The organism is Rhodococcoides trifolii (assembly GCF_014635345.1).
Taxonomy (GTDB): domain Bacteria; phylum Actinomycetota; class Actinomycetes; order Mycobacteriales; family Mycobacteriaceae; genus Rhodococcoides; species Rhodococcoides trifolii.
Genome location: NZ_BMCU01000002.1, coordinates 182,573 through 203,641 on the forward strand (window position 1 = coordinate 182,573; position 21,069 = coordinate 203,641).

A 21,069-nucleotide genomic window follows, 5' to 3' on the forward strand; every position below is an offset into this window, starting at 1 on the left:
TGCGTCTGACAACCTGGACCGATGATTCTGACGGTTCTGCAGGAGGGGGAGTTGCCGCCGAGGCTCCGATCCGTCGAGGCTCGGCACGCCACGTCGGCGAACCTCGCCGAGGTGGTGGAGGGATCCGACGCGCTCCTGCTCTGGGACTCGTACCACGGGGTTCTCGAGACGGTGTTCGACCGCTGCGACGCCTTGCGCTGGGTTCACGTCGCGGCGGCCGGTGTGGACGCAGTGCTCTTCCGCGAACTACGCGATTCCGATGTGACGGTGACCAATTCGCGCGGAGTCTTCGACCGACCGATCGCGGAGTTCGTGCTCGGATCAGTTCTTTCGATGGCCAAGGACACCCTGACGTCGGTTGCCCTGACCCGTCGTCGCGAGTGGCGTCACCGCGAGACCGATCGCATCGACGGGTCGTCCGCGCTCGTGGTCGGAACGGGGAGCATCGGCCGTGCGATAGCCAAGATGTTGTCCGCCGTGGGGATGAACGTCGCCGGTGTGGGCCGGTCCGAACGCACGGATCCCGATTTCGGAACTGTCCACGCCAGTTCGTCGCTGGTCGACGTCGTCGGGGCGTTCGACTACCTGATCCTGGTGGCGCCCCTGACCGCGGGCACTCGCGGACTGGTTGGAGCCGAGGTGCTTGCTGCGACGCGACCCGGAGTGCGAATCGTGAACGTCGGGCGCGGTGAACTACTCGATACCTCTGCCCTGGTGGACGGGCTTCGAAGAGGCCACATCGCTGCGGCGGCGCTCGACGTGTTCGAGACCGAGCCACTGCCGAGCGATCACCCGTTGTGGGAGTTGCCGAACGTCCTCCTCACCCCACACATGAGCGGTGACGTACGCGGGTGGCAGGACCGGATGGCGGAGGTGTTTCTCGCCAACCTCACGCGGTATCGGGCGGGGGATGAGCTGGTGAACGTGGTGGACAAGGGTCTGGGGTTCGTACCGGGGTGAGGTGGTCGTAATTCGATCCCGGCGTCTCGGCCGACTTGTGCACGCCCAGCCCCAGCCCCAGCCCCGGCCCCGGCCCAACAGCCCAGCCGGACCCCCCTTGTCTCAGGAACCACTCTCGTCCCTGCTGGTACGTTGCCTCGGGCAATCGGAATCGGAGCCGGGAGGCAGCGTGCGGGAACGAATTACACCTCGGCTTGTCGCCATAGTGGCGGCGATCGTCGGGATCGTTCTCACCGTCGCAGTGCCGTTCCTCCCCGTTTCCACCGACGAGACCACGCTGAACTGGCCGCAGAACGATTCGGCCGCCAGCGTCACCGCACCCCTCATCGAGTACACGCCGACGTCGTTCGACGCGACGATTCCCTGCGCGGCAGCGACGCAGGACGGGCTGGTGCTGTCGACCAATCCCCAGAACTCACCGGATGCCGAGCGGTACGGACTGATCGTGTCGGTGTCGGAGTCGACGCTGAATGTCGTTCAGCGCAACACCGCGCTCCTGTCGGTTCCTGTCAGCGAGCTCCCAGCCGGGTGCTCGCTGACGATCGAGTCGACGTCCTCGGCCACCACGGTGACGCTGACCGGGCAGGAGCCCGTCGTTCGTGCTGGCGACGAGCGGCCGCAGCTGTCCGGAATCTTCACCGATCTGCAGACAGTCCCCGCGGGGATGCAGGCCACAGCGAACATCGACAGCCGGTTCACGTCCACGCCCACGGTACTGAAACTGCTGGCGATGATCGTCGGGGTCCTGGCGACACTGGTTGCGCTCATCGCTCTGCACCGAATCGATTCGCTCGACGGTCGGCGTGCACGCCGATTCCTTCCCTCCGGATGGTGGAAGTTCGGTGTCGCCGACGCAGTCGTCGTCGGCACCTTGCTGGTATGGCACGTCATCGGCGCCAACACCGCCGACGACGGCTACCTCCTCGGCATGGCTCGCGTGTCGGAGGGCGCCGGCTACATGTCGAACTTCTTCCGCTACTTCGGTGTGCCCGAGACCCCGTTCGGCACGCCCTACTACGACCTTCTCGCGTTGATGACCAAGGTGACGGCGGCCAGTGTCTGGATGCGCATCCCGGCTCTGATCGCGGGGATCGTGACCTGGCTCGTGATCAGCCGCGAAGTGGTTCCGAGACTGGGACGAGCTTCCCGGACCGCACGCATACCGCTATGGACCGGCGCGCTGGTGTTCCTCGCCTTCTGGCTGCCGTACAACAACGGACTACGTCCCGAACCCGTGGTCGCGATGGGTGTTCTGCTCACGTGGTGTTCGGTCGAACGGGCCATTGCGACCCACAGACTGCTGCCCGCTGCGACCGCCATCCTGACCGCTGCTTTCACCTTGACGGCGGGTCCGTCGGGACTGATCTGTCTCGCACCGCTGATCGCCGGACTTCGCCCGATCGTGCGGATCGTCACCGACCGGGCCCGTGACTCGGGCCTTCTCGCGGTGGTGCTGCCTCTGATTGCGTCGGGTACCGCGGTTCTGGTCGCAGTCTTCGCCGATCAACCGTTCGCGACGGTCCCGGTGATGCAGGCGTCGCACGAAGCAGCCGGGCCCAACGTGGCCTGGTTCGACGAATATCTTCGCTACCAGTACTTGATGAACCCCACCCCGGACGGATCGGTGGCCCGCCGCTTCGGCGTGTTCGTGCTGGTGACCGCGATCGTCCTGACCATTGCCGTCATGCTGCGCAAGCACGGGCGAATCCCCGGAACCGCCGGCGGCCCCGCGCGGCGCCTGATCGGCATCACCATCGGCGCCATGTTGCTCATGATGTGGACGCCGACCAAGTGGACACACCACTTCGGGGTGTACGCGGGCCTGGCCGGGTCGATGGCGGTCCTGCTGGCTGTCGCGGTCGGTCCGTCGGTGGTTCGGTCGCGTCGCAACCGGTTGCTGTTCGCGTCGGGAATTCTCTTCCTTCTCGCGCTGGACTTTCGCGGCCCCAACGGGTTCTGGTACGTCTCGAGCTACGGGGTGCCGTGGTTCGACAAGCCCCCGTCCATCTCGGGTCACGGTCTGTCGACCGGCTTCCTCGGCCTCACGGTTCTGGCGTTGCTCGCAGCGCTGTACTTCCATGTGCGCGAGCCCTACACGCATCCCGCGACGCCGACAGCCACGCTGTGGAAGATCCCGCCGCTCACGGTCGCAGCAGCGGCCGTGGTGCTCTTCGAGGTGCTCTCACTGGCGAAGGGCGCGGTCACCCAATACCCGGCATATTCGGTGGGTCGGTCGAATGTCGATGCGCTGATGGGCAATTCGTGCGGCTTGGCCAACGACGTTCTGGTCGAGACCGATGCGAACGCGTCGATGCTGACTCCGATCTCGGGTGACGTCGCCGGTGGATTGGCGGGCACCGACTCGACCGGCTTCACCCCGAACGGCGTGGCCGGTGACCTGACGTCGGACGAGTCCGAAGACGCTGCGGGCACGGCGAACTCGGTCACCAACGATCCGTCGCAATCCGATCAGGACACCAGCACATCAGCCGGAACAGGCGGCGGCGCAGGAGTTGCTGGCGTGAACGGCAGTTCGGTGGCGCTGCCCTTCGGCTTGGATCCGGCGCGCACTCCGGTGCTGGGCAGTTTCGGCACCACGACACCGGCGTCGCTGACTTCGGATTGGTACGTCCTGCCGAACGAACGCGGTGACATCATCTCCATCGCAGCCGCGGGCCGCATCCGGAGCGTCGACAAGGACGGCATCGTGACACCGGGGCAGAACCTCGAGGTCGAATACGGGCGCACCGCGCCGGACGGGACCGTCACAGCGCTCGGTCGGGTGACGCCCATCGACATCGGACCGCAACCGTCCTGGCGAAACCTGCGAGTTCCGATGTCGCAGTTGCCATCCGACGCCGACACCGTCCGGCTCGTCGCATCCGATCCGAGTCTGGACCCGGACCAGTGGCTGGCGGTTACGCCGCCCAGGGTGCCGAAGACCGAGACGCTGAACGATCTGGTGGGGTCCACCGCACCGGTACTGCTGGACTGGGCGGTCGGCATGAACTTCCCGTGCCAGAACATGATCACCCACCACGACGGTGTCGCCGAAATCCCGCAGTACCGCATCAAACCCGATCGCACCGGAGCGGTGTCCACCAACGCATGGCAGGACCATTTCGGCGGCGGACCGCTGGGATGGATCGACAGACTGCAAGTGGCGCAATCGATGCCGTCCTACCTGAAGGACGACTGGGCCCGCGACTGGGGCGACATCGAGGCGTACACCTCGATCGGCCCCGAGGCAGTGCCCGCGCAACTCGACGTGACGCAAGTGACGAGGTCCGGGTTCTGGAGCCCGGGGCCGATCAAGACGTCCTGAGGCGCTAGGCCCGCCCGTACTGCTTGGGAGCCGCCGGGGTGATGTCCACACCGAGTTCGCGCGCCGCACGACGCGGCCAGTACGGATCGCGCAGCAGTTCGCGTCCGAGGAACACGGCCACGGCGTCGCCGGTGTCGACGATCTCCTGGGCCTGCTTCGGTTCGGTGATCATGCCCACCGCGGCGGCAGGAACGTCGGTCTCGTTCTGGATGCGGCGTGCGAACGGGACCTGGTAGCCGGGGCCGGTGGTGATCTTCGCGTGTGGCTCGTTACCGCCGGTGGACACGTCGATCAGGTCGACGCCGAGGTCACCGAGCTGCTGGGTCAGCAGCACGGTCTGATCGGCGGTCCACGCCTCCGATTCGACGCCCTTGTCTTCGCCGACCCAATCCGTGGCCGACACACGCACGAACAGAGCGAGTTCTGCCGGAAGTGTTTCTCGCACCGCGTCGGCCACCTCGCGCACGAGTCGCGTACGGCCCTCGAAGGACCCGCCGTACTCGTCGGTGCGGGTGTTGCTCGCGGGGGAGAGGAACTGGTGCAGAAGGTACCCGTGCGCCCCGTGAATCTCCACGACCTTGAACCCGGCCTTGACCGCGCGTTCGGTGGCGGCGCGGAAGTCGTCGATCACCTTCGCGATGTCGTCGTGGCTCATCTCGCGGGGAGTCGCGTACTCGCCGAACGCCACTGCGGACGGCGCGACGGTCTCCCACGACAGTGAATCGTCGGCCGACAGCGACGTGCCGCCCCGCCACGGCGCTGCGGTGGATGCCTTGCGTCCCGCGTGCGCCAATTGAATGCCGGGGACGCTGCCGAAGTACTCGATCTCCGCGACGATCTCCGCCAGGGCGCGAGCCTGCGTGTCGTTCCAGATCCCGAGGTCGGCCGGGGTGATTCGCCCTTCGGGGCTGACCGCGGTGGCCTCGGTGATCACCAGTCCGGCGCCTCCGATGGCGCGACTGATCAGGTGGGTGCGATGCCAGCCGTTCACCGTTCCGACACTCGGTCCAGCGACGTCGGCCGAGTACTGGCACATCGGCGACATCCAGACGCGGTTGGGAAAGGTGACCTCGCGTAGGGTCAGCGGCTCGAACAACGTGCTCACATCAGCTCCTCGACATAAATCGGTACATGTCCTTCTGGGCCAACCGCTCGCAGCCCGGAGGCATTCCGTCCAGGTACCGGAAGTCGCCTACTGTGTGAGTGTGACTTCCACCTCTGCCGACGAGAACGTGCTGGTCGAGACCGAGAACGGGCTTCGCGACGCCGTCCACACGGCCGCCCGCCGCGCTCGTGTCGCGTCCCGCGAACTCGCCCTGCTCACCCGCGCAGCCAAGGATGCAGCTCTCCACGCGGCGGCCGACGCGATCCTGGCGTCTTCGGCGTCGATCCTCGCCTCGAACGCCGACGACATCGATGCCGCCGCCGCGGCCGGGACGCCGCCCTCGCAGCTCGACCGGTTGCGGCTGACGTCCGATCGGATCGACGGCATCGCCGCGGGTCTACGTCAGGTTGCGTCCCTGCCCGATCCCGTGGGCGACGTGGTGCGGGGCAGTACTCTTCCCAACGGACTCGAAGCACGTCAGATCGCGGTGCCGCTGGGCGTGGTCGGCATGGTCTACGAGGCGCGGCCCAACGTGACGGTCGACGCGTTCGGGCTGACGCTCAAGTCGGGAAACGCTGCGCTGCTTCGAGGTTCGTCGTCGGCAGCGAGGTCGAACGAGTCGCTCGTCGCGGTGCTACGCACCGCCCTCGTCGGACAGGGTCTGAATCCGGATGCAGTGCAACTGCTGTCGAGTGTCGACCGGTCGACGGTCACACACCTGATTCAGGCTCGCGGGTTGGTCGATGTCGCTATTCCCCGCGGGGGAGCCGGACTGATCTCCGCGGTGGTGCGCGACGCGACGGTGCCGACCATCGAGACCGGCGTCGGAAACTGCCACGTCTACGTGCACTCCGCAGCCGATCTGGACATGGCGGAGCGCATTCTTCTGAACTCGAAGACGCGTCGGGTGAGCGTGTGCAACGCCGCGGAAACCGTGCTGATCGACGAGACGATTGCCGACGTCGCCGTGCCTCGACTCGTCGCGGCGCTGACCGATCACGGTGTGACGGTGCATGGTTCGCTTCCGGGTTTGGTGCCCGCGACCGAGTCCGACTGGTCCGACGAATACCTCTCCGACGACATCGCGCTCGCCGTGGTCGCCGGTATCGACGGGGCCGTGACGCACATCGACACCTACGGTACCGGCCACACCGAGGCCATCGTCACCGCCGATCTCGCTGCGGCACGGGAGTTCACGGCCCGCGTGGACGCGGCCGCCGTGATGGTCAACGCGTCGACCGCCTTCACCGACGGCGAGCAGTTCGGGTTCGGCGCCGAGATCGGAATCTCCACCCAGAAGTTGCACGCCCGCGGCCCGATGGGGCTGCGCGAGTTGACGTCCACCAAGTGGATCGTCTGGGGCGACGGCCACGTCCGGCCCGTCTGAGCACCGAAGACAACGACAAGAGAGATGCAGACATCGTGGATCACGTAGCACCCGAAGCAGTTCCGTTCTTCTCCGGAGTGGACGACGTCATCTCGCGGCTCGCCACCACGGGGTATCTGGCCGACAAGGCAACGGCAACAGCGATTTTCCTGGCCGACCGGCTCGGTAAGCCGCTGCTCGTCGAAGGTCCGGCAGGTGTCGGCAAGACGGAACTGGCGCGCGCGGTGGCCCAGTGCGCGGATGCCGAGCTGGTCCGCTTGCAGTGTTACGAGGGCGTCGACGAGTCCCGCGCACTGTACGAGTGGAATCACGCCAAGCAGATCCTGCGCATCCAGTCCAGCTCCGGTCAGGGGTGGGACGAGACCAAGCACGACGTGTTCTCCGAGGAGTTCCTGCTCACGCGTCCGCTCCTCACCGCCATCCGGCGCAGCGAACCGACGGTACTGCTGATCGACGAGACCGACAAGGCCGACATCGAGATCGAGGGCCTGTTGCTCGAGGTGCTGAGCGACTTCGCGGTGACGGTGCCCGAGCTGGGCACCATCGTCGCCACCCGTCGACCCTTCACGGTGCTGACGTCCAATGCGACCAGAGAGCTGTCGGAGGCGCTGAAGCGTCGCTGCCTGTTCCTGCACCTCGACTTTCCGGACGCAGATCTCGAACGGCGCATCCTCGCCAGCCGAGTTCCGGAACTGCCCGAGGCCATCGCCGAGCAGATGGTCCGCACGGTCGGCGTGCTGCGTGAGATGCAACTCAAGAAGGTGCCCTCGGTGGCGGAGACCATCGACTGGGGCCGCACCCTGCTCGCGCTCGGCATGGACACGTTGAACGACGATGCCGTCCGCTCGACCCTCGGCGTGGTGCTCAAGCATCGGTCGGACCAGGTGCGCGCCGCCGCCGAACTTCGGTTGAACTGATGCAGCCGGTCGCGTACGGAATGCCCGCGCACCTCGTCGACTTCGTCGAGGCACTGCGTCGGCGCGGAATCGACGTGGGTCCGTCGGAGACCGTCGACGCCGGTCGGGTTCTGTCCGTGCTCGACCTGCTCGATCGTGAGGTGGTTCGCGAAGGACTCGCCTGCTCGTTGCTACGCAAACCCACGCACCGGGCGACGTTCGATGCGCTGTTCGACCTGTGGTTCCCGTCGGGCATCGGGGGACCGGACGACGATCCCGACGTCACCGTGCCCAAGAAGGCCGACGGAACCGTCGACCTCGACGCGCTGCGAGACATCGTCGCCGAACTCCTCGCGGAAGGATCGGCGGAGGCGATGGCGCTGACCGAACGGCTCGTGAGCGGCATCGTCGACGAACTGGGCAAGTACACGACGGCCAGTGGCGAATCGTTCTCCGAGTATCAGGCCCTGCGCGAGGTCGAGCCCAGCGCGATCCTCTCCAAGCTCCTCGACGGGTTGCTCGGGCGCGCGGATCGACCGCGCCACACGACGTCGGGGGATTACGAGTCGGAGGTGGCCAAACGCACCGCAGCCGTACGCATCGCCGACTTCAAGAAGATGATCGGCAAGGAGACCCGACGCCGATCCGCCGAAGTGTTGGGCCGTGAGCGCGTCGCGTCCTACGGCGTGCCGCGCCTGGCCGAAGAGGTCGACTTCCTACGAGCATCCGACGCCGAACTCACCGCATTGCGACGTAACGTCGCGCCCTTGGCACGGCTGCTTGCCAGCAGACTGGCAGCGCGCCGCGCCCGGGCGAGATCGGGCGCCATCGACATGCGGCGCACACTGCGCAAGTCCTTGGCCACGGGCGGCGTTCCGATCGATCTCGTTCTGCGCAAACCTCGCCCGGCCCGGCCCGAGCTGGTAGTGCTCTGCGACGTGTCCGGATCTGTCGCCGGCTTCAGCCAGTTCACGTTGCTGCTGGTCCACACGTTGCGAGAACAGTTCTCCCGCGTGCGCGTGTTCGCGTTCATCGACACCACCGACGAGGTGACGCGATTCTTCGACTCCGACGGCGACCTGGGGTCGTCGATGTCGCGCATGATCGCCGAGTCGGAACTGATCACCTACGACGGGCATTCCGACTACGGCAACTCGTTCGCCGTGTTCGCCGAACGGTACTTGCACGTGGTCACGCCGCGCTCGTCTCTGCTGGTGCTCGGCGACGGCCGAACGAATTACCGCGATCCGAAACTCCCGGCGCTGGCGCAGATGGTGGCGGTGTCCAAGCACGCGCACTGGCTCAACCCGGAACCACGGGCGCAGTGGGGCTCGGGAGACTCGGCAGCCGACGTCTACCGCGAGGTCATCACCATGCACGAGTGCCGCTCCGCCCAGCAGCTTGCGACGGTCGTCGCCCGGCTGCTCCCGGTGTGAGCCGTAAGCTGCCTATCTGTGAACGAACCACCGGGAGCGCCGTCGCGACGCGTCGGGGTCATGGGCGGCACCTTCGACCCCATCCACCACGGACACCTCGTCGCCGCCAGTGAGGTGGCCGACCGGTTCGGTCTCGACGAAGTGATCTTCGTCCCCACCGGACGGCCGTGGCAGAAGGCCGATCGCACCGTCAGCCCAGCCGAGGATCGCTACCTCATGACCGTCATCGCGACGGCATCCAACCCCCGTTTCGCGGTCAGCCGAGTCGACCTCGACCGAGACAAGAGCACGTACACCGTCGACACCTTGCGTGACCTCAAAAGTCAGCACCCCGACGCCGAGCTGTACTTCATCACCGGAGCGGACGCTCTGAGCAGCATTCTGGGATGGCAGGACTGGCAGGAACTGTTCGAACTCGCGCGGTTCGTCGGCGTGAGCCGACCGGGGTTCGAACTCGGGGCCGAACACCTCGCCGAACACCTCGCCCGGCTGCCGAAGGACGTCCTGACGCTGGTCGAAATACCCGCACTCGCCATCTCGTCGACAGAATGCCGGCTGCGGGCAAGGGAGAATCGTCCCGTCTGGTACCTCGTACCCGACGGAGTGGTGCAGTACATCTCGAAACGGGACCTCTATCGCCGCGACGGCGAGCCCCGCCCCGACGGGCACATCACGATGTCCCCACCGATACAGGAGAAGAACTAAGTGACTGCAACAGCCGACGCCACCGAGATCGCGCGAATCGCCGCGCTCGCCGCCGACGACAAACTCGCCGCCGACGTGGTGGTCCTCGACGTGTCCGATCAGTTGGTGATCACCGACTGCTTCGTCATCGCGTCGGCTCCCAACGAGCGTCAAGTCAACGCCATCGTGGAGAACATCGAGGAGAAGCTTCGCGAGGCCGGCCACCAGCCGGTGCGCCGTGAGGGCACCCGCGAAGGCCGGTGGGCGCTGCTCGACTACGTCGACGTCGTGGTCCATGTCCAGCACAACGACGAGCGCAACTTCTACGCACTCGAACGACTGTGGAAGGACTGCCCGACCATCGAGGTTCCCGGTCTCGGCGAGCGCCCCACCGAGGCCGCCGGGGACCCGGCTTGAGACGGCTCATCCTCCTGCGCCACGGGCAGACCGAATACAACGCGTCCAATCGCATGCAGGGCCATCTCGACACGGAACTGACCGAGCTGGGACGCAGCCAGGCCAAGCAGGCGGCACGAGATCTTGCCGAACTCGATCCGCAGCAGATCGTCTCGTCCGACCTCAGCCGTGCGCTCGACACGGCCGTCTCACTCGGCGACGCCGCCGGGCTGCCGGTCACGACCGACGAACGGCTCCGCGAGACGCACCTCGGCGACTGGCAGGGCATGACGCACCTCGAGGTCGACGCCATCGCGTCCGGTGCGCGTGAGGAATGGCGTGCCGACGCGTCCCTGGCCCCGCCCGGTGGAGAATCCCGCGTCGACGTTGCCCGACGAGCCATGCCGTTGGTGCAGGAGTTGGTGGACCGAGGGGACTGGGGGAGCCGGCCTGTCGTCCTCGTCGCGCACGGCGGCACCATCGCCGCACTCACCGCCGCCCTCCTCGACCTCCCCGTCGATCGGTGGCCCGTCCTGGGCGGTCTCGGCAACGCCAGCTGGGTTCAGGTGACGCAGCACGACTCGTCCGCAGCTCAGTGGCGGCTGGACGTATGGAACGCGGCAGCGCGTGTGGCGGGCGACGTTCTGTAATGGACCGACCCGTTCTTCTCGTCGTCGCGGACTCCCTTGCGTACTACGGGCCGAAGGGCGGGTTACCGGCCGACCATCCAGACATCTGGCCCAACATCGTTGCGCGTGAACTGAACTGGGACGTCGAGCTGGTGGCGCGTATCGGGTGGACAGCGCGCGATGCGTGGTGGGCGGTGACTCAGGACCCGCGCATCTGGGCGACGGTCCCACGGGCCGGCGCGCTGATACTCGGTGTGGGAGGCATGGATTCGCTTCCCTCTCCCTTGCCGACGGCGTTCCGTGAGCAGATCCGCTACGTCCGGCCGCCTGCTCTGCGGCGGGTGGTACGAGCCGGGTACGGCTGGGCGCAACCACGTCTGGCGCATCTGGGTCGGCCGGTGGCGTTGCCGCCGAGACTGAGCGTCGAGTACCTCGAACAGATCCGGGCTGCGATGACCAACCTCCGGCCCGGTATCCCGATCATCGGAACGTTGCCGTCGATTCATCGATGCGACGCGTACGGTCGGGTGCACGCCGGTCGGCCCGCGGCGGTGGCAGCGACCACGGCGTGGGCGTCGGCGAACGGGGTTCCGCTGGTGGACCTGAAAGATGCTGTGCAGGAAAACATTCTGTCGGGTAACGCCAACCCCGACGGTATTCACTGGGGTTGGGACGCGCACGTGCGGGTGGCGGAGGCGATGCTGGCGACCCTGCCGCGGGCGTAATCGGCTACACGGTTCTCGTAGGGAGATCCGTCGTCGGGCCTCGCTCGCGCCGATACGATCGGCAGGTGTCCGGAACTCGTGGAAACGGCGCCGTGCGAACAGCGCGGCGATGCGATGTCAATCGTGGGGCTGAACACGTCAGGAGGTATGTTGCCCTGGTCGTGGTTGCTGTCGGCTTCGGTGTGATCGCCGGCTGCGCATCCGCCGACCGACCCGCCCAACCGGATACGGCGTCGTCGACGAGCACTGATACACCAATCCCAACAGTCACCCCCTTACCCACCGTGAAAAGGCCGGCACGACAGTGTGGAACTGTGCGTTACGAGCGCTACAGCCTGGACATGCCCGTCGGTATCTCGGTCGGCGCCATCGACTGCAGGCGCGCAGTCGAGGTGGCCACCATGTACTTCCAACAAACTCTGGCCTCACAGGGTCACAGCAACAGCTACATCGAGTTGGAGGGATTCACCTGCGACTTCGCGGACGAACGCAGCCCCATTCCGGACGCACCGTTCTATCTGTGCCAATCGCCCATCGGAAGCGCTGACCCGACAGGAATCATCACGATCGGCCCACCCTGACGGACTGGGTGGCCCGGGTTCCCGTTCCCTATCCACAGCCCGGCGTCCATCCACAGCTTTTCTCGCAGCCCGGTTTTCGCCGCCACGTGTGACTCCGCGGTTTCTAGAGTCGTGGCCATGGCACCGTCCGAACTCCGACCCGTCCGACGTCGGCTCGACGCGCACGAGCCGGAACCGGAGGACGCCGAGGACATCGAGGAGTACCCCGACGACGGGTTCGACGGAAGGGTCAGGCTCGATCCGGGGCGACGCGGAATGGTGGCACTGGTGGGCGTCGGTGTCGCCGCGGTCGTTCTCGCGGGGTGGTTCGTCTGGCGCGATCACCCTGTGTCGCAGCCGGTTCCGGCACTACCCGTTGTCGTCACCACCTCCGAGGCTGCGGAACCGGCGGTGGCCGCGGACCTGGTGGTGAGCGTGGTGGGTGCGATCGCGCGGCCGGGTCTGGTCACGGTGCCGCCGGGCAGCCGAATCGCCGACGTTCTGCTGGCCGGGGGTGGCGCACTTCCGGGGACCGACCTGCTCGGCCTCAATCTGGCGCAGAAGGTGTCGGACGGGGACCAGATCGTGGTCGGGGCGCCGGCACCACCGATGTCGAGTGCCGGGGCGTCGAATGCTGGGACGTCGGGTGGAGGGGGATCGGGCGGCGGGGACGCCGACGACAGCACCGGGAAAACGTTGTCCCTCAATGACGCAACGGAATCCGACCTCGATGCGTTACCCGGTGTCGGGCCCGTGACCGCGTCGTCCATCGTGGCGTGGCGCGACGCCAACGGACCGTTCACGAGCGTGGACCAGCTCGGTGAGGTCGACGGAATCGGACCGGCGCGACTCGAGAAGCTCCGGGATCTGGTTGCGCCGTGACGGAACCGGTCCAGGCGGCGCCACTCGACGCTCGTCTGGTCCCGTCCGCTGTTCTGTGTTGGTTTGTGTGCCTCGTCGCGTTCGTCCTCGGCGCGTCGTGGGCGGCGGCGTGCGCAGGGATCGCTGCCGCCGCGTGCGTCGTGACCGTGGTGGTGGCCCGTCGGCGCACGTGGTCGAGCGTCGCCACGGTGATCGTGGCGGCCGGCGCACTGGGAGCGTGTATGGCTGTGGGCGTGGGGATTCGGGCTTTGGCGGTCGAAACCCACCCTCTTCGCGCCGCCGCCGCGGACGGGTTGTTCGTGACGCTCACGGGCACGATCGCCGACGACCCGCGAGTGCTGCAGTCGGCATTCGCACCCACGGTCGTCGTCGGAGTCGACCTGACGAGCGCCCGCATCGGCGCCGAGACCGTCGACGTCGGTGGGAGAGTCGTGGTGTTCGGGCCGGCGCAGTCCTGGGCGTCGACAGTCGTCGGTCAGGACATCACAATTCGGGGACGGGCCGCGCTGCCTCGGCGGCGCGATCTCACGGTGGCGGTGGTGCGCTCGACAGGTCCTCCGACGGTGACCGAGCAGCCCGTCTGGTTTCAGGGGTGGGCGCACACCGTGCGAGAGCGACTGGCCGCGGCGTCGCACGATGCGCTTGCCGAGGACGCCGGTGGGTTGCTGCCAGGCATCGTGGTGGGGGACACGTCGGCCCTGCCGCAGGATGTCATCGATGCGTTCACTGTGGCCGGGTTGACGCATCTGACGGCCGTGTCCGGCGCAAATTTCACGTATCTGATCGGGGCCGTCCTGATCGCCGCTCGGGTGGCCACGGTCGGTCCGCGCGCTACCACCGTCGTTGCCGGCGTCGTCCTCGTTGCCTTCGTCGTGATCGCGAGGCCCTCGCCGAGTGTGCTGCGCGCGGCGGTGATGGGATCGATCGGGCTGCTCGCGTTCGTGACCGGACGGCGTAAACACGCGCTGCCGGCCCTCGCTGCGGCAGTGATCGTGCTGTTGGCGGTGGACCCGGCCCTGGCCGTCGGGTTCGGGTTTGCACTGTCCGTAACCGCCACGGCCGCTTTGGTTCTCGTTGCACCGATGTTGACGCGTCGGTTCGAACGGGTACTTCCCGGTCCCGTGGCCGCAGCCGTGGCGGTGGCATGTGCGGCGCACGCGGTGACGGCCCCCATCGTGGCCGCGCTGGCCGGATCGTTCAGTGTGGTGGCGGTGGTCGCGAACGTCCTCGTGGCTCCGGTGGTCGGGCCGGTCACGGTCATCGGAGCGGCCGTCGCCCTCCTCGCGGTGCTCTACCTACCCGCGGCCGAGGTGCTGGCGAGGGCGGCCGGCCCGCCGCTGCGGTGGCTGCTGACGGTGGCGGACGTGTCGGCGTCGATGCCGTTCGCGTCGATCACCGTGCCCTCCGGCATGACGGGCGCCGTCGTGGTGGGCGTCGGGGTGCTCGGGGCTGCCGGTCTGGTCCTGCTCTGTCGGACCGTCGTGGCACGATCGGTCCGTGACTTCGCAGCAAGCCCGTCCCGAACCGCTTCACCTCGTTCTGGGCGACGAGGAGCTTCTCGTGGAGCGCGCGGTGTCGGGAATCGTCTCGGCGATGCGGGCCGCGACGCCCGGCGCGGGCGGCGACGTACCCGTGGATCGGCTGCGCGCAGGCGACACCAGCGCGTCCGAGCTCTCGGAGCTGCTCAGCCCGTCCTTGTTCGCCGAAGATCGCGTCGTGATCCTGGAGGCCGCGGCGGAAGCGGGTAAGGACGCGGTCGGCTTGATTCAGGACACCGCCGCATCGCCGCCCGAGGGCGTCGTTCTCGTAGTCGTGCACTCGGGTGGTGGCCGCGCGAAAGCCATGGTCGGGGCACTCCAGAAATCGGGTGCGGTGGTGCACGAGTGCGCCAAGGTCACCAAGGCCGGTGAGCGAATGGACTTCGTACGCGCCGAGTTTCGGGCCCTCGACGGGACCAGGGTGTCACCGGACGTCATCACCACCCTCGTCGAATCCGTCGGATCCGACCTACGGGAGCTCGCCGCGGCGTGCTCGCAACTGGTCTCGGACACGGGCGGCAAGGTCGACGTCGCCGCGGTGCGCCGCTACTACTCGGGCAAGGCGGAAATTTCCGGTTTCGACATCGCGGACAAGGCAGTCAGCGGTGACCGCGCCGGCGCGCTGGAGTCGCTGCGGTGGGCGATGCTGCGAGGAACGCCCCACGTTCTGCTGGCGGACGCGCTCGCGGACGCGGTCCACACCATCGCCCGTGTCGGCTCTGCCGGGCGCGGAGATCCCTTCGGGATGGCGTCGCAGCTCGGCATGCCGCCGTGGAAGATCAAGAAGGCGCAGGCGCAGGCCCGCAACTGGGACGCGGCTCGGATCGGCGACGCGCTGCAGGTGGTTGCCGCACTGAACGCGGACGTGAAGGGTCAGGCAGCGGACGCGGACTACGCCGTCGAACGCGCCGTGGGAATCGTGGCGGAACTCAGCTCACAGCGCTGAGGTCTACAACAAAAGCCGCCCCGGCCGAGGTGCCGGGGCGGTGCGTCGAGCGTGGAGCCGTGTTGTCGAACTTCGGATCAGAGCTTGTTCAGGGCCTGCGAGAGAGCCGACTTCTTGTTGGCTGCCTGGTTCTTGTGGATGACGCCCTTGCTGGCTGCCTTGTCGAGCTTCTTGCTCGCGGTCAGCAGCAGTGTCTGCGCCTTGTCCTTGTCGCCCTCTGCCGTGGCCTCGCGGAACGAGCGGATGACGGTGCGCAGCGAGGACTTCACCGACTGGTTGCGCAGACGCTGACGCTCGTTGGTGCCGATCCGCTTAACCTGGGACTTGATGTTGGCCACGCGTAATTTCCTTCTGTTTGCTCGGTTGATACTCGTAAGCTTCGCGGCGCAGGCGGTGATGAAACCAACCGCTCCGAGCGCCGACAGTCGAGAATACCAGCGGCAGCGCTCTCGTCCAATTCTCCCGCCCACGCACTGGGTGATTTCGGGAAATTTACATGTCCGTCGCGCCTAACACGCCCACCTGAGGCAGCATGGCGACCATGAGTCCGCGATCTTCAACGGTGCCCCGGAACAAGTCCAAGCAATCCCAGCGCAAGTCGGGAAATCGACAATCGCAATCGCAATCGCAGTCGGGTGTGTTCGACGGCTACGAGGACATCGGCAAGTACGACCTCGCCTACGACGAGATGTTCGATTCCGGTGGAGGACTCCGAGGTCCGTACAAGGGAATCCACAAGGCCTTCGCACCGTCCGACGCTGCCGAGCTCGAAGCCCGATCCGAGGCCCTCGGGCGTGCGTTCATCGACCAGGGCATCACCTTCTCCCTGTCGGGTCAGGAACGGCCGTTTCCTCTGGACCCGGTGCCGCGCGTCATCGCTGCGGCCGAGTGGACTCGCCTGGAGAAGGGCATCAAGCAGCGCGTCAAGGCGCTCGAGATGTTTCTCGCCGACATCTACGGCGAGCAGGAAATCTTGCGCGACGGCGTCGTACCGAAGCGTCTGATCACCTCCTGCGAGCATTTTCATCGCGAGGCGTACGGCATCACCCCACCGAACGGCGTCCGCATTCACGTCGCCGGCATCGACTTGATTCGCGACGCGGAGGGCACCTTCCGTGTCCTGGAGGACAACCTTCGGTCGCCGTCCGGCGTCTCGTACGTCATGGAGAACCGCCGCACGATGGCACGCGTGTTCCCGGACCTGTTCGCCAGCCACCGCGTGCGGGCCGTGGGCGATTACGCCACACACCTGCTCCGTGCACTGCGTGCCGCGGCGGCCATCAACGAGGCAGACCCCACCGTGGTCGTGCTGACTCCGGGTGTCGCGAACTCCGCGTACTTCGAACACTCGTTGCTCGCGCGCCTGATGGGTGTCGAGTTGGTCGAGGGCCGTGACCTGTTCTGCCGCGACAACGTCGTCTACATGCGCACGACGGAAGGGGAGCGTCAGGTCGACGTGATCTACCGGCGCATCGACGACGACTACCTCGATCCCATGCAGTTCCGCCCCGACTCCGTGCTCGGTGTCGCCGGCCTGGTCAACGCGGCACGCGCCGGCAACGTCGTCATCTCGAGTGCCGTCGGCAACGGGGTGGGCGACGACAAGCTCACCTACACCTACGTGCCCACGATCATCGACTACTACCTGAACGAGAAGCCGCTGCTCGCGAACGTCGACACGTTCCGGTGCTGGCTACCCGAAGAGTGCGAAGAGGTGCTCGATCGAGTCGACGAGCTGGTCATCAAGCCCGTCGAAGGGTCCGGTGGTTACGGGATCGTGTTCGGTCCCGACGCGTCGCCCAAGGAACTCGCGACCATCAGCAAGAAGATCCGCGCCGATCCGCGTGGGTGGATCGCACAGCCGGTGGTGCAGCTCTCGACGGTGCCGACGAAGATCGGCGATCAGCTCTCCCCGCGGCACGTCGATCTGCGCCCGTTCGCGGTGAACGACGGAGACGACGTCTGGGTGCTTCCGGGTGGCCTCACCCGTGTTGCCTTGCCCGAGGGCTCGCTGGTGGTGAACTCGAGTCAGGGCGGCGGCAGCAAGGACACCTGGGTTCTCGCGGGCCGTGCCGCTCCCGAGGAGGAGCGCGAGCTCGGTGGCGACGAGATCGTCAGCGAGCCACCGGCGTCGCCGATGGCCGAGCAGGGTCCCGAGTTGACGATGCAGCAGATCCAGCAGCAACAGCAGCAACAACAACAGGGGTGGGATTTGTACGGCAAGGACGGTGACCGCTGATGCTGGCTCGTAACGCCGAATCTCTCTACTGGATCGGGCGATACGTCGAGCGTGCGGACGACACCGCCCGCATTCTCGACATCACCGTGCACCAGCTCCTCGAGGACGCGACGGTCGATCCGGACCACACCTCACGAATCCTGTTGCGTGTGTTGGGATTCGAGGAGCCGGACGAACGTCTGGACGTGTGGTCGCTGACCGAACTCGTCGCGTTCTCTCGTGAGGGGAGCGGGTCGATCATCGACTCGTTGGCCAGTGCGCGCGAGAACGCCCGTGGCGCACGCGAAGTCACGTCCAGTGAGATGTGGGAATGCCTCAACACGACCTACAACGCCCTCAACGAACGTGTGCGGGCCGCGAAAAGGTTGGGGCCGCACGAGTTCCTCACGTTCATCGAGGAGCGGGCCGCGATGTTCGCGGGGCTGTCGGACTCGACGCTGAGCCGCGACGACGGTTACCGCTTCCTCATTCTCGGGCGCTCCGTCGAGCGTGTCGACATGACCGTGCGACTGCTCCTCGCCCGCGCCGGTGACCGCCCGTCGTCTCCCGCGTGGGTGACGGTGTTGCGCTCGGCCGGTGCACACGATACGTACCTGCGTACGTACCGAGGCGCCCTCGACGCGCAGCGCGTACTCGAATTCATGCTGCTGGACCGGCTTTTCCCGCGCTCGGTGTTCTATGCGCTCACGCAAGCGGAGCACTCGCTGGACCGCCTGGATCAGCATCCGAACTCCCGTGTCGGCGCTCGCGCGGAAGCGCAGCGCCTGCTCGGGCGTGCGCGAAGCGAGCTCGAGTTCCTCCAGCCGGGTGTGCTCTTGGAAGACCTGCAGGAACGCTTGATGGACCTGCAGGAAATCTGCCGCGAAATCGGCGAAGCAATCTCGACCCAGTACTTCCATGCCGCCCCCTGGGTGGCGTGGACCGATGCCGGATCCAGCAGCGACGAAGCACAATTGGAAGGTGAACTGTGAGCTGGCGTATGCGCGTGGTCCACACGACCGGCTACAACTACGACTCCCCGGTGACGTCGTCCTACAACGAAGCTCGACTCACCCCGCGAAGTGACAACCGGCAGAACGTGATCCTGAACCGCGTCGAGACCGATCCGGCCACTCGGTCGTACCGGTACACCGACTACTGGGGCACGGCCGTCACGGCATTCGACCTACACGCGCCGCACACAGCGCTCGAGGTGGCGGGATCGTCCGTCGTCGAGACCGATCCGTTCGTTCCGCCGGAGGAGACGCTCGACTTCGACGAGCTGACCACCTCGGCCGTCAAGGACCGCTTCGACGAGTTGCTCGAACACAGTGACTACGTGCCTCGCAATCGTCAATTGGCGGCCGTGGCAAAAAGATTGACGAAGGACCTCGATCCGTACGAGTCCGTCATCGCCGTGGCGAAGTGGGTCAACGAGGAGATCTCGTACGTTCCCGGCACCACCGACGTGCACACCTCTGCCGTCGAGGCGTGGACCGAGAAGAAGGGCGTGTGCCAGGACTACGCCCATCTGACGCTACTCATGTTGCGCAGCATCGAGATTCCGTGCCGGTACGTCTCCGGATACCTCCACCCGACCAAGGAAGCGGCAATCGGGGACGCCGTGGAGGGTCAGTCGCACGCGTGGATCGAAGCGTGGACCGGATCGTGGTGGGGGTACGACCCGACCAACGGCGTGCACATCAGCGAGCAGCACGTGTCGGTGGGTATCGGCCGCGACTACGCCGATGTGCCGCCGCTCAAGGGCATCTTCTCCGGTGGTGGATCGACCGAACTCGATGTGGTCGTGGAGATCACGCGGCTGGCGTAGTGGGGCCGGGATCGGCCGACGGGGGTGCGTTCACGCACCCCCGTCGCCCTCACGCCCCCAGCAACGACCGGGTGAGTTCGCCCCGCTCCTCGGACAGCCCGTCCACGGCCGCGCGCACGTGTTCCTCACCCACATCCTCGGCTCCGGATGTCAACGACGCCAACACCGCTCGCCGAACCAGTTCCCGAACGTAGGACGCGGTGGCTCCTTCGGTGGCGTCGACGATGGGTCCGATGTCGGCCGTGACCGTGACGTCCGCCGTATAGAGCTCGACGAGCCGACGGCGCCCCTCGGCATCCGGCAGCGGCACTTCGACGGCCAGGTCGATGCGTCCCGGCCGATCACGCACCGCCCGCTCGATGACCTCCGGCCGATTCGTGGTGAGCACGAACGTGATGTCGGCGTCCGCAGAGATCCCGTCCATCGCGTCGAGCAGGGTGAACAACAGCGGCGACGAACTGTGGGACGATCGCTCGCCGGCGATCAGATCCACGTCCTCCACGACCACGACGGCCGGTTGGAGCTCGCGGGCCAAGGCGGCGGCCGTTCCGATGTATTGCAAGGACGACCCCGACAACACCACCGCGGTGGTGCCGGTCAGCGATCCGAGCAGGTACCGCACCGTGTGGGTCTTGCCCGTGCCGGGTGGGCCGTACAGCAGCACACCACGTTTGACGTGCTGGCCGGCGGCGCGCAGTTCGGCGGCGTGAGCACCGACGGCCACGATGTGTCGGTACAGTCGCTCGGCGGTACCGTCCGGGAGAATCAGATCCGAGGCGTCGACGTTCGGTTTCGGGAGGAACCCGACGAGCTCGTTGCCGCGATTCTGCTTCTGTCCGAGAGTGAGAATCTTTCCTCGCAGTACGTCGTGTTCGGGTAGCGACTCCGTGATTGCTTGCGATGTTGTTGTAGCGCAGTCACTGTCGGCGGCAAGTACGGTCACGGTCACCTTGTCGGATCCGCTTTCGCCAGGCCCGCGAAGCAGCACAGCCACAGGATGCCCGTCGGGCGAGGTCGTGGTGCGAAGGCCGAAGACGGGCAGGCTCTCCGTGGTGTCGGGGCCTGTATCGACAGATCGGTACTGGACCGCTGCTGCCGAATAAGGCCCTCGCGCATGGCATTTGGTCAGGACCGTCACGATGTCCTGGTGTGCGCGCATGTCGCCGGACACGGACCACCAGGGTGAGGCAGAGGGGTGGGTTTCGACGTACGCGTCGATAGCGCGCACTGCGGTGACGTGGTGCCAGCCGGGCAACGACGACTGGACGGTGACGATGTCGTCCGGCGCACAGCCGAGGTGCGAGAACACCTCTGCCGCAGGAGAAGTGGGTGATGCGTCGATCTCGGATCGGGCGTGGTGTGCGAGGTACGAGATCGCCTCGAACACGGCGCGAATGTCGAGAGAATCGAGAGATGGACGGGATGCAGAAAGCAATTCAGTCAATGTGAGCGCACGTACCAGTGCGAAAGGCTCGAGGGGTGCGCGGAAGAGCGCCCAGCGAAGTTAACACACAATCCCGAGGAAAGCATCCATCTGTGAGCGACGAATGC

Annotated in this window: 18 protein-coding genes and 1 pseudogene; 16 read left to right on the plus strand and 3 right to left on the minus strand. The window is 66.6% G+C overall.

The window, feature by feature from the left end; all coding sequences use genetic code 11:
- Nucleotides 1–21: 21 nt before the first annotated feature.
- On the plus strand, nucleotides 22–960 hold the full coding sequence (locus IEW02_RS07905; protein WP_188544281.1) for a D-2-hydroxyacid dehydrogenase: 939 nt from the start codon (nucleotides 22–24) through the stop codon (nucleotides 958–960).
- Between the two features lie 169 nt (nucleotides 961–1,129).
- A complete protein-coding gene (locus tag IEW02_RS07910) occupies nucleotides 1,130–4,285 on the plus strand; it encodes an arabinosyltransferase domain-containing protein (protein ID WP_229745882.1) in 3,156 nt (1,051 codons plus the stop codon).
- Between the two features lie 4 nt (nucleotides 4,286–4,289).
- Here IEW02_RS07910 and IEW02_RS07915 read toward each other — a convergent pair whose 3' ends face one another.
- Nucleotides 4,290–5,390, minus strand: a complete 1,101-nt coding sequence (locus tag IEW02_RS07915) for an NADH:flavin oxidoreductase/NADH oxidase (protein ID WP_188544282.1) — start codon at nucleotides 5,388–5,390, stop codon at nucleotides 4,290–4,292.
- 127 nt (nucleotides 5,391–5,517) lie between these two features.
- On the opposite strand from IEW02_RS07915, the gene IEW02_RS07920 reads away from it, so the two are divergent.
- From IEW02_RS07920 to holA, 11 genes and pseudogenes are all read left to right on the plus strand, one after another.
- Entirely contained in the window at nucleotides 5,518–6,777 is a 1,260-nt protein-coding gene (locus IEW02_RS07920; protein WP_188545221.1) for a glutamate-5-semialdehyde dehydrogenase, read from the plus strand.
- A 35-nt stretch (nucleotides 6,778–6,812) separates the two neighbouring features.
- The gene (locus IEW02_RS07925) at nucleotides 6,813–7,694 is read left to right on the plus strand and encodes an AAA family ATPase (protein ID WP_188544283.1); all 882 of its coding nucleotides are present in this window, start codon (nucleotides 6,813–6,815) and stop codon (nucleotides 7,692–7,694) included.
- Complete coding sequence (locus tag IEW02_RS07930) at nucleotides 7,694–9,109, plus strand: vWA domain-containing protein (protein ID WP_188544284.1); 1,416 nt, start codon at nucleotides 7,694–7,696, stop codon at nucleotides 9,107–9,109. Before IEW02_RS07925 ends, IEW02_RS07930 begins: the two co-directional genes overlap by 1 nt.
- Before the next feature lie 18 nt (nucleotides 9,110–9,127).
- Nucleotides 9,128–9,814 (plus strand): nicotinate-nucleotide adenylyltransferase, encoded by a 687-nt coding sequence (gene nadD, locus IEW02_RS07935; protein WP_268236715.1) that lies wholly within the window; start codon nucleotides 9,128–9,130, stop codon nucleotides 9,812–9,814.
- Complete coding sequence (rsfS, locus tag IEW02_RS07940; RefSeq protein ID WP_188544285.1) at nucleotides 9,815–10,210, plus strand: ribosome silencing factor; 396 nt, start codon at nucleotides 9,815–9,817, stop codon at nucleotides 10,208–10,210.
- A 53-nt stretch (nucleotides 10,211–10,263) separates the two neighbouring features.
- Nucleotides 10,264–10,839, plus strand: a complete 576-nt coding sequence (locus IEW02_RS07945; RefSeq protein ID WP_229745991.1) for a histidine phosphatase family protein — start codon at nucleotides 10,264–10,266, stop codon at nucleotides 10,837–10,839.
- Nucleotides 10,839–11,543: a diglucosylglycerate octanoyltransferase gene (gene octT / locus IEW02_RS07950; protein ID WP_188544287.1), complete on the plus strand. Its 705-nt coding sequence runs from the start codon at nucleotides 10,839–10,841 to the stop codon at nucleotides 11,541–11,543. Before IEW02_RS07945 ends, octT begins: the two co-directional genes overlap by 1 nt.
- A gap of 314 nt (nucleotides 11,544–11,857) precedes the next feature.
- Nucleotides 11,858–12,124 carry a hypothetical protein gene (locus IEW02_RS07955; protein ID WP_188544288.1) on the plus strand — a complete coding sequence of 89 codons (267 nt, stop codon included), beginning with the start codon at nucleotides 11,858–11,860 and terminating at the stop codon, nucleotides 12,122–12,124.
- Between the two features lie 117 nt (nucleotides 12,125–12,241).
- Nucleotides 12,242–12,985, plus strand: coding sequence for a ComEA family DNA-binding protein (locus IEW02_RS07960; protein ID WP_188544289.1), 744 nt, complete (start codon nucleotides 12,242–12,244; stop codon nucleotides 12,983–12,985).
- A 65-nt stretch (nucleotides 12,986–13,050) separates the two neighbouring features.
- Nucleotides 13,051–14,439: pseudogene (locus IEW02_RS07965) on the plus strand (ComEC/Rec2 family competence protein); the annotation flags it as partial.
- Nucleotides 14,440–14,482: 43 nt separating this feature from the next.
- On the plus strand, nucleotides 14,483–15,469 hold the full coding sequence (gene holA, locus IEW02_RS07970) for a DNA polymerase III subunit delta (RefSeq protein WP_229745883.1): 987 nt from the start codon (nucleotides 14,483–14,485) through the stop codon (nucleotides 15,467–15,469).
- Nucleotides 15,470–15,546: 77 nt separating this feature from the next.
- Here the strand turns inward: holA and rpsT are convergent, their stop codons facing one another.
- Nucleotides 15,547–15,807 carry a 30S ribosomal protein S20 gene (gene rpsT / locus IEW02_RS07975; RefSeq protein ID WP_188544291.1) on the minus strand — a complete coding sequence of 87 codons (261 nt, stop codon included), beginning with the start codon at nucleotides 15,805–15,807 and terminating at the stop codon, nucleotides 15,547–15,549.
- A gap of 350 nt (nucleotides 15,808–16,157) precedes the next feature.
- On the opposite strand from rpsT, the gene IEW02_RS07980 reads away from it, so the two are divergent.
- The 3 genes from IEW02_RS07980 to IEW02_RS07990 are packed head-to-tail and all read left to right on the plus strand — an operon-like array spanning nucleotide 16,158 to nucleotide 19,518.
- The gene (locus IEW02_RS07980) at nucleotides 16,158–17,708 is read left to right on the plus strand and encodes a circularly permuted type 2 ATP-grasp protein (protein WP_229745992.1); all 1,551 of its coding nucleotides are present in this window, start codon (nucleotides 16,158–16,160) and stop codon (nucleotides 17,706–17,708) included.
- Nucleotides 17,708–18,679 carry an alpha-E domain-containing protein gene (locus IEW02_RS07985; RefSeq protein WP_188544293.1) on the plus strand — a complete coding sequence of 324 codons (972 nt, stop codon included), beginning with the start codon at nucleotides 17,708–17,710 and terminating at the stop codon, nucleotides 18,677–18,679. The genes IEW02_RS07980 and IEW02_RS07985 overlap by 1 nt, the downstream gene beginning before the upstream one ends.
- Nucleotides 18,676–19,518 (plus strand): transglutaminase family protein, encoded by an 843-nt coding sequence (locus IEW02_RS07990; RefSeq protein WP_229745884.1) that lies wholly within the window; start codon nucleotides 18,676–18,678, stop codon nucleotides 19,516–19,518. Before IEW02_RS07985 ends, IEW02_RS07990 begins: the two co-directional genes overlap by 4 nt.
- Nucleotides 19,519–19,567: 49 nt before the next feature.
- Here IEW02_RS07990 and IEW02_RS07995 read toward each other — a convergent pair whose 3' ends face one another.
- Complete coding sequence (locus tag IEW02_RS07995; protein ID WP_188544294.1) at nucleotides 19,568–20,953, minus strand: AAA family ATPase; 1,386 nt, start codon at nucleotides 20,951–20,953, stop codon at nucleotides 19,568–19,570.
- Nucleotides 20,954–21,069 lie beyond the last annotated feature (116 nt).

Coding starts and splice junctions, on each gene's coding strand:
- IEW02_RS07905 (WP_188544281.1), top strand. CDS start 22: ATGATTCTGACGGTTCTGCAGGAGGGGGAGTTGCCGCCGAGGCTCCGA.
- IEW02_RS07930 (WP_188544284.1), top strand. CDS start 7,694: ATGCAGCCGGTCGCGTACGGAATGCCCGCGCACCTCGTCGACTTCGTC.
- IEW02_RS07945 (WP_229745991.1), top strand. CDS start 10,264: ATGCAGGGCCATCTCGACACGGAACTGACCGAGCTGGGACGCAGCCAG.
- octT (WP_188544287.1), top strand. CDS start 10,839: ATGGACCGACCCGTTCTTCTCGTCGTCGCGGACTCCCTTGCGTACTAC.
- IEW02_RS07960 (WP_188544289.1), top strand. CDS start 12,242: ATGGCACCGTCCGAACTCCGACCCGTCCGACGTCGGCTCGACGCGCAC.
- IEW02_RS07980 (WP_229745992.1), top strand. CDS start 16,158: ATGTTCGATTCCGGTGGAGGACTCCGAGGTCCGTACAAGGGAATCCAC.
- IEW02_RS07985 (WP_188544293.1), top strand. CDS start 17,708: ATGCTGGCTCGTAACGCCGAATCTCTCTACTGGATCGGGCGATACGTC.